Source organism: Pseudomonas sp. HC1(2025) (assembly GCF_058742075.1).
Genome location: NZ_CP196017.1, coordinates 4426824 through 4439714 on the forward strand (window position 1 = coordinate 4426824; position 12891 = coordinate 4439714).

General features: G+C 61.3%; 10 protein-coding genes. 9 read left to right on the top strand and 1 reads right to left on the bottom strand.

Going from position 1 to position 12891, the window contains the following annotated elements; genetic code table 11:
* Positions 1 to 253: 253 nt before the first annotated feature.
* The 6 genes from gcvH (at position 254) to ACSSVH_RS19805 (ending at position 7424) form a co-directional block, all read left to right on the top strand.
* A complete protein-coding gene (gene gcvH / locus ACSSVH_RS19780; RefSeq protein ID WP_169954682.1) occupies positions 254 to 637 on the top strand; it encodes a glycine cleavage system protein GcvH in 384 nt (127 codons plus the stop codon).
* A 10-nt stretch (positions 638 to 647) separates the two neighbouring features.
* Entirely contained in the window at positions 648 to 3497 is a 2850-nt protein-coding gene (gcvP, locus tag ACSSVH_RS19785) for an aminomethyl-transferring glycine dehydrogenase (RefSeq protein ID WP_492633630.1), read from the top strand.
* A 199-nt stretch (positions 3498 to 3696) separates the two neighbouring features.
* Positions 3697 to 5073, top strand: coding sequence for an L-serine ammonia-lyase (locus ACSSVH_RS19790; protein ID WP_169954680.1), 1377 nt, complete (start codon positions 3697 to 3699; stop codon positions 5071 to 5073).
* A 39-nt stretch (positions 5074 to 5112) separates the two neighbouring features.
* Complete coding sequence (gene gcvT / locus ACSSVH_RS19795) at positions 5113 to 6237, top strand: glycine cleavage system aminomethyltransferase GcvT (protein ID WP_170041903.1); 1125 nt, start codon at positions 5113 to 5115, stop codon at positions 6235 to 6237.
* 389 nt (positions 6238 to 6626) lie between these two features.
* Entirely contained in the window at positions 6627 to 6839 is a 213-nt protein-coding gene (locus ACSSVH_RS19800) for a cold-shock protein (protein ID WP_004887993.1), read from the top strand.
* A 96-nt stretch (positions 6840 to 6935) separates the two neighbouring features.
* On the top strand, positions 6936 to 7424 hold the full coding sequence (locus ACSSVH_RS19805) for an RDD family protein (protein WP_029300279.1): 489 nt from the start codon (positions 6936 to 6938) through the stop codon (positions 7422 to 7424).
* A gap of 150 nt (positions 7425 to 7574) precedes the next feature.
* On the opposite strand, the gene nadA is transcribed toward ACSSVH_RS19805, so the two are convergent.
* A complete protein-coding gene (gene nadA / locus ACSSVH_RS19810) occupies positions 7575 to 8633 on the bottom strand; it encodes a quinolinate synthase NadA (RefSeq protein ID WP_029300280.1) in 1059 nt (352 codons plus the stop codon).
* A 291-nt stretch (positions 8634 to 8924) separates the two neighbouring features.
* On the opposite strand from nadA, the gene ACSSVH_RS19815 reads away from it, so the two are divergent.
* The 3 genes from ACSSVH_RS19815 to ACSSVH_RS19825 all read left to right on the top strand — a co-directional run bounded on the left by ACSSVH_RS19815 (position 8925) and on the right by ACSSVH_RS19825 (position 12880).
* Positions 8925 to 9449: a sigma-70 family RNA polymerase sigma factor gene (locus ACSSVH_RS19815; protein WP_170041902.1), complete on the top strand. Its 525-nt coding sequence runs from the start codon at positions 8925 to 8927 to the stop codon at positions 9447 to 9449.
* Between the two features lie 3 nt (positions 9450 to 9452).
* On the top strand, positions 9453 to 10421 hold the full coding sequence (locus ACSSVH_RS19820) for a FecR domain-containing protein (RefSeq protein WP_172311935.1): 969 nt from the start codon (positions 9453 to 9455) through the stop codon (positions 10419 to 10421).
* Positions 10422 to 10510: 89 nt separating this feature from the next.
* Positions 10511 to 12880, top strand: coding sequence for a TonB-dependent siderophore receptor (locus ACSSVH_RS19825; RefSeq protein WP_492633631.1), 2370 nt, complete (start codon positions 10511 to 10513; stop codon positions 12878 to 12880).
* The last annotated feature ends 11 nt before the right edge of the window (positions 12881 to 12891 follow it).

Here is a 12891-nt window from a genome sequence, read left to right on the forward strand (position 1 = left end):
TAGCGAAAACGCTACACCGGAACGTTTTCAATACACCACTGATCGGCCTTCGCTACGCAAGGCTTTGATCCAGATAGGCTTTTTTTCCGCCGTCGATCTGTAGCGAATTCGCTACATGACGGTTGAGCAAATGTTTTTAGATTCATCACAACCATCTGATTTCTAACAATAAAATTATATTGGCCGCGTTTTTGCTAAGGACTTTCCCATTCTAATCCCGTCCACCAGACGATTCTGGCCCTGAGGAGTTTCCATGAGCGAATTGCGTTTTACTGAAGATCACGAATGGCTGCGCGCCGAAGCCGACGGCAGCGTCACCGTGGGTATTACCGCGTTCGCGCAAAACGCCCTGGGCGATGTGGTGTACGTGCAATTGCCTGAGCTGAAGGCCTACGACCAGGGTGCCGAAGCCTCTACCGTGGAGTCGGTCAAGGCTGCCAGCGGCGTGTACATGCCCCTGACCGGCGAAGTGCTGGAAGTGAACGACAAGCTCAGCGACAGCCCGGAGTTGGTCAACGAAGACCCGATGGGCGAAGGCTGGTTCTTCCGCTTTAAACCGGCTGATGCCACTGCGGTAGCTAAGTTGTTGGATCAGGACGCATACGACCGCCTGATCAAAGCCAACGCCCAAGCTTGAGGAGCGCGCCATGACCGTTAATTTGAGCACCGCCAACGAGTTTATCGCCCGCCATATCGGCCCGCGCCAGGATGACGAGCAGCAGATGCTCGCGACCCTGGGCTTTGATTCCCTCGAAGCCCTGAGCGCCAGCGTGATCCCGGAAAGCATCAAGGGCACCGCCGTGCTCGGCCTTAGCGATGGCCTGAGCGAAGCCGATGCCCTGGCCTCGATCAAGGCCATCGCCGCCAAGAACCAACTGTTCAAGACTTACATCGGCCAGGGCTACTACAACTGCCACACACCGTCGCCGATCCTGCGCAACCTCCTGGAAAACCCGGCCTGGTACACCGCCTACACGCCGTACCAGCCGGAGATTTCCCAGGGTCGCCTGGAAGCGCTGCTGAACTTCCAGACCCTGATCAGCGACCTCACCGGCCTGCCGATCGCCAACGCCTCCCTGCTCGACGAAGCCACCGCTGCCGCCGAAGCCATGACCTTCTGCAAGCGCCTGAGCAAGAACAAGGGCAGCAACGCGTTCTTCGCTTCGGTGCACAGCCACCCACAGACCCTCGACGTGCTGCGCACCCGTGCCGAGCCGCTGGGCATCGACGTGGTGGTGGGCGATGAGCGTGAACTGACCGACGTCAGCCCGTTCTTCGGCGCGCTGCTGCAATACCCGGCCAGCAACGGTGACGTGTTCGACTACCGCGAACTGACCGAACGCTTCCACGCCGCCAACGCCCTGGTGGCCGTGGCCGCCGACCTGCTGGCCCTGACCCTGCTGACCCCACCGGGTGAGTTCGGTGCCGACGTGGCCATCGGCAGTGCGCAACGCTTCGGCGTGCCGCTGGGCTTTGGTGGCCCGCACGCCGCTTACTTCTCCACCAAGGACGCATTCAAGCGCGATATGCCGGGGCGTCTGGTCGGTGTGTCCGTAGACCGTTTCGGCAAGCCGGCCCTGCGCCTGGCCATGCAGACCCGCGAGCAACATATCCGCCGCGAGAAGGCCACCAGTAACATCTGCACCGCCCAGGTACTGCTGGCCAACATCGCCAGCATGTACGCGGTGTACCACGGCCCCAAAGGCCTGGTGCAGATCGCCACGCGCATTCATCACCTGGCCGCGATCCTCGCCAATGGCTTGACCGCGCTGGGCCTCAAGGTTGAACAAGAGACCTTCTTCGACACCCTGACCCTGGTCACCGGCACCAACACTGCAGCCCTGCACGACCAGGCCCGTGCCCAGCGCATCAACCTGCGCGTCGTGGACGCGGCACGCCTGGGCCTGTCGGTGGACGAAACCACCACCCAGGCCGATATCGAAACCCTGTGGAGCGTGTTCGCAGGCGGCAAAGCCCTGCCGGACTTCGCCGCCCTTGCAGCCAGCGTCGACAGCACCCTGCCTGCCGCACTGCTGCGCCAGTCGCCGATCCTCAGCCATCCGGTGTTCAACCGTTATCACTCGGAAACCGAGCTGATGCGCTACCTGCGCAAGCTGGCCGACAAGGACCTGGCGCTGGATCGCACCATGATCCCGCTAGGCTCGTGCACCATGAAGCTCAACGCCGCCAGTGAAATGATCCCGGTGACCTGGGCCGAGTTCGGCGCCCTGCACCCGTTCGCCCCGGCCGAGCAAAGCGCCGGCTACCTGCAACTGACCAGCGAACTGGAAGCCATGCTTTGCGCGGCCACCGGTTACGACGCGATCTCCTTGCAACCGAACGCCGGCTCCCAAGGCGAGTACGCAGGCCTCTTGGCCATCCGTGCCTATCACCAGAGCCGTGGCGATGAACGTCGCGATATCTGCCTGATTCCTTCGTCGGCCCACGGCACCAACCCGGCCACCGCCAACATGGCCGGCATGCGTGTGGTCGTCACCGCCTGCGACGCCCGGGGCAACGTGGACATCGAAGACCTGCGCGCCAAGGCCATCGAGCACCGCGAACACCTCGCCGCACTGATGATCACCTACCCGTCGACCCACGGCGTGTTCGAGGAAGGCATCCGCGAAATCTGCGGGATCATCCATGACAACGGCGGCCAGGTGTATATCGACGGCGCCAACATGAACGCCATGGTCGGCCTGTGTGCCCCGGGCAAGTTCGGCGGCGACGTGTCGCACCTGAACCTGCACAAGACCTTCTGCATCCCCCATGGCGGTGGCGGCCCGGGTGTGGGCCCGATTGGCGTCAAGTCGCACCTCACGCCATTCCTGCCCGGCCACGCGGCCATGCAGCGCAAGGAAGGTGCGGTGTGTGCAGCACCGTTCGGCAGCGCGAGCATCCTGCCGATCACCTGGATGTACATCAGCATGATGGGCGGCGCGGGCCTCAAGCGCGCTTCGCAGTTGGCGATCCTCAACGCCAACTACATTTCCCGTCGCCTGGAAGAGCACTACCCGGTGCTGTACACCGGCAGCAACGGCCTGGTGGCCCACGAATGCATCCTGGACCTGCGCCCACTCAAGGACAGCAGTGGCATCAGCGTGGATGACGTGGCCAAGCGCCTGATCGACTTTGGGTTCCATGCGCCGACCATGTCGTTCCCGGTGGCTGGCACCTTGATGATCGAGCCGACCGAAAGCGAATCCAAGGAAGAACTGGACCGCTTTTGCGACGCCATGATCGCCATCCGCGAAGAGATCCGCGCAGTGGAAAACGGCACGTTGGACAAGGACGACAACCCGCTGAAAAACGCTCCGCACACGGCAGCTGAAATCGTCGGTGAATGGAGCCATCCGTACAGCCGCGAACAAGCGGTGTATCCGGTAGCGTCGCTGATCGAAGGCAAGTACTGGCCGCCGGTGGGCCGGGTCGACAACGTGTTTGGCGATCGCAACCTGGTGTGTGCGTGCCCCTCGATCGAGAGCTACGCGTAACCTGAGCGGTAGAACGCGGTCAATGTGGGAGCTGGCTTGTCGGGTCGCCGCATCGCCGCGATAGCGGTGTATCAGTAACAGAAATGTTGCCTGACCCACCGCTATCGCGGCGATGCGGCGACCCGACAAGCCCGGCTCCCACAGGGATCGGGTACAACCGAAAATCTGCGCCCAATAATAAGAAACCGGAGAACAACTCATGTCTTTAAGCGTGTTCGACCTGTTCAAGATTGGCATCGGCCCCTCAAGCTCTCACACCGTCGGCCCGATGCGTGCCGCCGCCCGCTTCGTTGAGGGCCTCAAGCGCGATAACCTGCTGGGCGCCACCGCCAGCATCAAGGTGGAGCTCTACGGATCTCTGGGTGCCACCGGCAAAGGCCACGGCAGCGACAAGGCCGTGTTGCTGGGCCTGGAAGGCGAACACCCGGACACCGTGAACACTGAAACCGTGGCCGCACGCCTGGCACAGATGCGCAGCGACGGTCGCTTGAACCTGCTCGGTGAACACAGCATTGCGTTCAACGAGAAAGAACACCTGGCGATGATTCGCAAACCCCTCGCCTATCACCCCAACGGCATGATCTTTCGTGCGTTTGACGCCGCCGGCATCCAGATTCGCAGCCGCGAGTACTACTCGGTGGGCGGCGGTTTTGTGGTGGATGAAGACGCCGCCGGCGCCGACCGGATCGTCGAAGATGCCACGCCCCTGACCTTCCCCTTCAAGCACGCCAAGGATTTGCTCGGCCATTGCACCACGTATGGGCTGTCCATCAGCCAGGTGATGCTGACCAACGAAAGCGCCTGGCGCCCGGAAGCCGAGACCCGCAGCGGCCTGCTGAAGATCTGGCAGGTCATGCAGGACTGCGTGGCCGCCGGCTGTCGCAATGAAGGGATCCTGCCCGGGGGCTTGAAGGTCAAGCGCCGTGCGGCCGCGCTGCATCGCCAACTGTGCAAGAACCCGGAATCGGCGCTGCGCGACCCGCTGTCGGTGCTGGATTGGGTCAACCTGTATGCCCTGGCGGTCAATGAAGAAAACGCCAACGGCGGGCGCGTGGTCACGGCGCCCACCAACGGTGCCGCCGGGATCGTGCCGGCGGTATTGCATTACTACATGCGCTTTATTCCCGGTGCCAATGAAGACGGCGTGGTGCGCTTCCTGCTCACCGCCGCGGCCATCGGCATCCTCTACAAAGAAAACGCCTCGATCTCCGGGGCTGAGGTCGGCTGCCAGGGCGAAGTGGGCGTGGCCTGTTCCATGGCCGCCGGGGCCTTGTGCGAAGTGCTGGGCGGCACGGTTTCCCAGGTGGAAAACGCCGCTGAAATCGGCATGGAGCACAACCTCGGCCTGACCTGCGACCCGATTGGCGGTTTGGTGCAGGTGCCCTGCATCGAGCGCAACGCCATGGGCTCGGTGAAGGCGATCAATGCGGTGCGCATGGCCTTGCGCGGCGACGGGCAGCACTTCGTGTCCCTCGACAAGGTGATCCGCACCATGCGCCAGACCGGCGCCGATATGAAAAGCAAATACAAGGAAACCGCCCGTGGCGGTTTGGCAGTCAACATTATCGAGTGCTGATGCTTATAAATGCGCCAGCACGTTTTTCAGGAGCTGAATATGTCCACCCAAACCCTGTTGAAAACCCCGCTGCACGCCCTGCATCTTGAACTGGGCGCGCGCATGGTGCCGTTCGCCGGCTATGACATGCCGGTGCAATACCCCCTTGGCGTGATGAAAGAACACCAGCACACCCGTGAGCAGGCCGGGCTGTTCGATGTGTCGCACATGGGCCAGATCCGCCTGACCGGCGCCAACGCCGCCAAGGCCCTGGAAACCCTGGTGCCGGTGGATATCATCGATCTGCCCGTGGGCATGCAGCGCTACGCCATGTTCACCAACGATCAGGGCGGCATCCTCGATGACCTGATGGTCGCCAATCTGGGTAACGACGAGCTGTTTCTGGTGGTCAACGCCGCCTGCAAGGATCAGGACCTGGCGCACCTGCGTCAGCATCTGGGCGAGCAATGCCAGATCGAGCCGCTGTTTGAAGAACGCGCCCTGCTGGCCCTGCAAGGCCCGGCGGCAGTCAAGGTGCTGGCGCGCCTGGCACCGGAAGTGACCAAGATGACCTTTATGCAATTTGCGCCCCTGCGCCTGCTGGGGGTGGAGTGCTACGTCAGCCGTTCCGGCTATACCGGCGAAGACGGCTTTGAAATCTCGGTACCTGCGGCCAACGCCGAGAGCCTGGCCCGCAGCCTGCTGGCCGAAGCCGAAGTTGAAGCCATTGGCCTGGGCGCCCGCGACTCCCTGCGCCTGGAAGCCGGCCTGTGCCTGTATGGCCACGATATGAACACCGAGACCACGCCGATTGAGGCCAGCCTGCTGTGGGCGATTTCCAAGGTGCGTCGTGCCGACGGCGCGCGTGCCGGCGGTTTCCCGGGCGCAGACCGGATCTTCACTCAGCAGCAGACCGGCGTCAGCCGCAAGCGCGTCGGCCTGCTGCCCCAGGAACGTACGCCGGTGCGTGAAGGTGCAGAAATTGTCGACGAACACGGCACCGTAATCGGCAGCGTGTGCAGCGGCGGCTTTGGCCCCAGCCTCGGCGGCCCGCTCGCCATGGGCTACCTCGACACGGCCTTTACCGCGCTGGATTGCGAAGTCTCAGCGCTGGTGCGTGGGAAAAAGGTGCCACTTCGTGTAAGTAAAATGCCATTCGTGCCACAACGTTACTACCGAGGCTGATTGACTGTTCCTATAAGTAACGCGGTTGTGTTCATTTGCACTAATCTGTAACGCAACCGCCATAAAACAGTGCACTGACGATAGTCAATGTTATGTCGATTAACCTATAACAAGTGATCCACGCTATCGAATAACACAGCCCGACAATAGTTGGCTGAAGTGTCATGAAGGCGAGTAAATACGCGACTTGCAGAGGGCTTGTTTTTTCCGTCTTAGTTGTCGTAGAGTTTGCTCACTGTGTTTGCATGGGTCGCTTGGAACCTGGACCTGGGCAGTAGCCAAAGTTCGCTACAACCCGTTCGACGTCTCTTACTTTCCTGCAACCCAGCCCAGTACTCTTTCAGGTGAAAGGGGCTGTCATTAATTTTTAGCGTCAAGGAAATAAGAAAATGGCTGAACGTCAGAGCGGTACCGTCAAGTGGTTTAACGACGAGAAAGGGTTTGGTTTTATCACTCCAGAAAGCGGTGCGGACCTGTTCGTGCATTTCCGCGCTATCCAAGGCAACGGCTTCAAGAGCCTGAAAGAAGGCCAGAAAGTGACCTTCATCGCTGTGCAGGGCCAAAAAGGCATGCAGGCTGACGAAGTACAAGCAGAAGGCTGATCCTTACTGCGACAAAAAGCCTCTGGTGGTGACATCAGAGGCTTTTTTATGTGCGTTTGTCCGTAAAATGGCTTTTTTCCTCCAGAGAGCCGAGCCATGTCGAAACACCTGCTGAGCCCCCAAGGCGAATTCCCCGCCGTTGGCCTGGGCCGTCGTCTGGCAGCGATGTTCTATGACTTCCTGTTATGTACCGCCCTGCTGATCGTCACTGCCTTCCTCTATAAGCTGGTGTGGATCGCCTTTGTGGGTGAAGCAAAAATGCGCACGCTCTCGGAATCCGGCGCGCTGGACGGTGATCCGCTGCTGTCGACGATTCTGTTTTTTGTACTGTTTGGTTTCTTTGCCAAGTTCTGGACCCATTCCGGGCAGACGTTGGGTATGCAAGTGTGGGGCGTACGCGTGCAGAACGCGGACGGCTCGCGCATCAGCCTGTGGCAGGCGCTGTTGCGTTTTGTGGTGTCGATTGCATCGTGGTTATGCGCAGGGCTGGGGTTTATCTGGTCGCTGGTGGACAAGAAACAGCGGGCTTGGCATGACATCTATTCCGACACGCAGCTGGTGCGGATCCCGAAGAAAAAGAAATAGCCCCAGGCCAATGAGATCCAAATGTGGGAGCGGGCTTGCCCGCGATAACGGTGTGTCAGTCACTACATGTGCAGACTGATCCACCGCTATCGCGGCGATGCGGCGACCCGACAAGCCCGCTCCCACATTTTTTACTGCACCAACCGTGGATCAGGCGTTGCCCGCCAGCTTCAGGCGTGCCGCCTGGGTAAAGTCCAGCATGCGCTTGAGCGGGCGCACGGCATGGGGGATCAACGAGGGTTCGACAAAGATCTCGTTGCTGCCTTCACGCAGGCATTGCAACGTGCGCTCCAGGGTATTCATCGCCATCCACGGGCAGTGCGCGCAACTGCGGCACGCCGCGCCGTTACCGGCGGTTGGCGCTTCGACAAACACCTTGTCCGGGCACAGCTGCTGCATCTTGTAGAAGATGCCACGGTCGGTGGCGACGATAAACGTCTTGTTCGGCAAGCGCTGCGCCGCCGCGATCAACTGGCTGGTGGACCCCACGGCGTCGGCCAACTCGATGACCGAGGTCGGTGACTCCGGGTGCACCAGGATCGCGGCATCCGGGTACAGCGCCTTCATGTCTTCCAACTGCTTGGACTTGAACTCTTCGTGGACGATGCAGGCACCGTCCCACAGCAGCATGTCGGCACCGGTCTGGCGCTGGATATAGGTGCCCAGGTGCTTGTCCGGGCCCCAGATAATGGTCTCGCCGTTATCCATCAGGCTTTCGACGATTTCCAAGGCACAGCTGGACGTTACCACCCAGTCGGCCCGGGCCTTGACCGCCGCCGACGTGTTGGCATACACCACCACGGTGCGCTCCGGATGCTGGTCGCAGAACGCCGAGAACTCTTCCACCGGGCAGCCAAGGTCCAGGGAGCATGTAGCTTCCAGGGTGGGCATCAGGATGCGTTTTTCAGGGGTGAGGATTTTCGCCGTCTCGCCCATGAAGCGCACGCCGGCGACCAGCACGGTCTTGGCCGGGTGGGCGGCGCCGAAGCGGGCCATCTCCAGGGAGTCGGAAACACAACCGCCGGTTTCTTCGGCCAGGGCCTGAATCACCGGGTCGCAGTAAAAGTGCGCCACCAGCACCGCGTCTTGAGCCTTTAGCTCGGCAGCAATGGCAGAACGTAAGCTTGCCTCTTGCTCGGCACTGAGCACCTTGGGTTGCTTGGCATCGAGGTGGGCTTGGACCAGAAGGCGTTCGGAAATTTGCGTCATGTTCGCAAGACCTGCAGGCGCAGTTGCGCGAAAGTCGAGTGTACCACCGGCTCTGGAGCCCTTCGGGCGCCGCCGGACGAAGTGATTGTGTTCATCAAGCACGGGTTAAAGTGAAGCTGCGCAAGGCTACAGAATATCGATTGGATTCAAAAGCCTAATCTGGGATTGGCGGTGCCATGGAAAAGACCCACTTGCGCCAGTTGTGAAGAAACCTCGACAAAGGGTAGTATTGAGAATAATTACCATTAGCTCATCCAGGCGCTTAACCTGATGACGGAGTGCGCTCGCGGCATGCCTCAATCTCCTGATCCTTCCGATGTCGGCTGGCTCTATCAAGAGCACCACGGCTGGGTGCGCGCCTGGCTGCACAAGAAACTGGGCAATACCAGCGACGCCGCCGAGTTGGCCCACGATGTGTTCGTGCGGCTGCTGGTCAAACCCAGAGCCTTCAATAGCGAGGGGCACGCACGGGCGTATCTGAGTGCGATTTCCCGACATGTGTGCGTAGACTTCTGGCGGCGCCAGCGGGTCGAGCGGGCCTGGCTGGAGGTATTGGCCAGCCGCCCCGAACACTGCATGCCGTCGGAAGAACACCGGGCCATGGTGCTGGAGGCCCTGCAGCAGGTGCAGGCAATGCTCGAGCGCCTGCCGCGCAACGTCGCCCAGGCCTTTATGCTCGCGCAACTGCAAGGCCTGAGTTACCAGGCCATCGCCGATCAATTGGGCGTCAGCGCCCGCACCGTCACCCATTACATGTCCCAGGCCATGTTCCAGTGCCTGTTGCTGGAAGCGGAACTGGACGAGGCATTGAGCTGATCGATGCCGGCCCCCACACCTGACCATCAAACCCTGCAGGAAGCCGCTGACTGGTTCGCCCGTCTGAGCAGCGAGCCGCACAACCTGGCGCAGCAGCACGCCTGGCAGCAATGGCTCGACCGCAGTGACAGCCATCGCCAGGCCTGGCGCTATGTGGAACGGGTCAGCCAGCGCTTCGCCCCGTTGCAGGACGACAGAGAGACGGCCAGCCGCACATTGCAGGCCCTGCATCACACCCCCACTTCGCGACGCCAAGTCCTGCGCACCCTGTCGGTCATCAGCGGCGGGCTGTTGCTGGGTGGACTTGCCTGGCGCCACGCGGCACTGACCGAACAGCTCCTGGCCTGGCAGGCAGGTTATCGCACAAGCACCGGGGAAATCCTCGAACGGACCCTGGCCGACGGCTCGCGTATCTGGCTCAACAGCGCCACCGCGCTGGATGTTGCGCTAAGCACCTCACAACGCAGCCTGCGCTTGTACGAAGGTGAAGTCCTGATCGTGACCGGAAGCGACCCGCGCCCGTTTATCGTGCACACCGCCCAGGGCAGCCTGTCCCCCCTGGGTACCAGGTTCAGTGTGCGCGAACGGGCTGCGCGGACCCAGCTCAATGTCTATGAGGGGGCGGTGCAGGTTCGTTGCGCCGCAAGCCATCACACCCGCGTGGCCAAGGCCGGCGAAGGGCTGTCATTCGACAGCCACGGCACCACGCCTCCCGAGCCTGCGCAACCCGGGCGCGAGTCATGGAGCAAAGGGATCCTGCTGGCGCAAGACATGCCCTTGCCACAGTTTATCGAGGAGCTGGCCGACTACCGTCGCGGGCACCTGGGGCTCGACCCTGGCCTCGCACACCTGCGAGTCATGGGCACGTTCCCGTTGCACGATACCGATCAGGTCCTGGCCATGCTTGAAGGCGTATTGCCGATTCGCATGGAGCAGACGTTCCCTGGCTGGACCACCGTGAAGCCGCGCTAGATATTTTTATACCGGCACTTCCTGATTTTCATTCTCATTCGATTTAGCTAGTGACGATGGCTTGATGCCACCCCCAAAAGGATCCCAAGATGTCACTACGCCCCCATTCCCCGCTGCACGTATTGGCCTATTCGGTGGCTATCACCCTGAGCAGCCTCAGCCCTGCCGCCTGGGCCGAAGACCAGCATTACCAGATTGCCGCCGGGCCACTGGCCAGCCAACTGAACCTGCTCTCGGCCCAGGCCGGGATTTACCTTGCGGGAGATGCCAGCCTTACCAACGGCAAAACCAGCCAGGCCATCAACGGTACATTTTCCGTCGACCAGGCATTGCAATTGCTGCTGGCCGACACCGGCCTGATCGCCGTGCCCGTAGGCGAAGGTCGTTATCAGTTACAGGCGGCCCCAACCTCCTCCTCCGCCCTGGAGTTGAGTAGTACCACCATTTCCGGCAAGGCGCCGGGGTCCACCAGTGAAGGTAATGGCTCCTACACCGCCTACTCCTCCAGCAGTTCTACGCGGCTCAACCTGACCCAGAAAGAAACCCCACAGTCGGTCACGGTGATCACCCGCCAACGCCTGGACGATCAGAAACTCAACAACCTCACCGATGTACTTGAAGCCAGCCCCGGGATCGCCGTGACCCGCGCCGGCCTGGGGACCGAGAATGACAGCTACTGGTCCCGTGGTTTCCAGATCCAGAACTTCGAGATCGACGGCGTCCCCACCTCGACCCGCATGGACAACTACACCCAGAGCACGGCCATGTACGACCGTGTGGAAATCGTGCGCGGCGCCACTGGCCTGATCAGCGGCATGGGCAACCCCTCGGCGACCATCAACCTGATTCGCAAACGCCCCACGGCCCAAGCCCAGGCAAGCATCACCGCCGAAGCCGGTAGCTGGGACCGCTATGGCACCGGTGTCGATGTCTCCGGGCCACTGACCGAGACCGGCAACATCCGCGGGCGCCTGGTGCTGGACTACAAGACCGAGCAGGCCTGGGTCGATCGCTTCAAGCAGGATTCACAACTGATCTACGGCATCACCGAGTTCGACCTCAGCGACGCCACCCTGCTGACTGCCGGCTTCAGCTACCAGAAGACCCAGGTGGATGCGCCCCTGCGCGGCGGCTACCAGACGCTGTTCAGCGATGGCCAGAAAACCCACATGAAGCGCTCCCTCAACAGTGCGCCGAACTGGTCGTATAACGACCATGACCAGACCAACTACTTCACTTCCATCGAACACCAGTTCGATAACGGCTGGAGCGGCAAGATCGAATACGGTCACACCGAGAACAAGTTCGACGAGTTCTTTTCGTTCACCATCGGCAGTCTCGACCAGGCCACCGGCTCCGGCGCCTCGTTGTTGCCGGTGCGCTGGTCAGGCACGCCGCGCCAGGACAGCCTCGACGCCTACTTCACCGGGCCGTTTTCCGCGTTCGGTCGCGAACATGAGCTGATCACCGGCATCACTGCCACCGATTACGAGGAACACACCCCCAACTACAACGACTGGCTGTGGGACTACGGCTTCAAGGTGCCGGACTACCGCACCTGGAACGGTGACTCGCCCAAGCCCGCTACGCCAGTGGTGGGTAAAGGCAGCATCCGCGAGAAACAATACGCCGCCTACCTCACGTCGCGCCTACACCTGACCGACGACTTGAGCCTGATCCTCGGCGGGCGGCTGACCGACTGGAAGCGCGATACCAACACCCTGCTGTATGGCGCCGGAACCAGTTCGGTCAAGGAACGGGAAACCGGCGTGTTCATTCCGTACACCGGGGTGGTCTACGACCTGGACCACAACTGGTCGCTGTATGCCAGCTACACCAAGATCTTCAACCCGCAAGCCTCCTACGTGCGCGACATCAACCGCGGCGCGCTGCCACCCCTGGAGGGCAAGGGTTATGAAGTCGGGATCAAGGGCAGTTTCTACGATGAGCAACTGAACGCCAGCCTGGCGCTATTTCGGCTTGAGCAAGACAACCTGGCGGTGTGGCAGTCCGACACCCAGGCCTATCGCATCGAACAAAGCGCCAAGACCCAAGGCGTCGAACTGGAAATGAACGGCGAGCTGGGCGAAGGCTGGCAGGCGTCGGCCGGCTATGCCTACAGCGTCACCACCGATGCCGATGACAAGCGCATCGTCACCGCGCTGCCGCGCCATATGCTCAAGACCTTCACCTCCTATCGCCTGCCAGGCATGCTCGACAAAGTCACTGTTGGCGGTGGCGTGAACTGGCAGACCAAGACCGGCGAGGACTTGCACTATTACCACCAGGGCAGCTATGCCATCGCCAACCTGATGGCCCGCTACGATATCTCGAAAAACCTCAGTGCCACGGTCAACCTCAACAACGTCTTTGACCGCGAGTACTACGCCCGGGTGTACTCAGAAGGGGTGTATGGCGCGCCGCGCAACTTCATGACCAGCCTCAAGTACAACTTCTGAAGCAGGCTGTG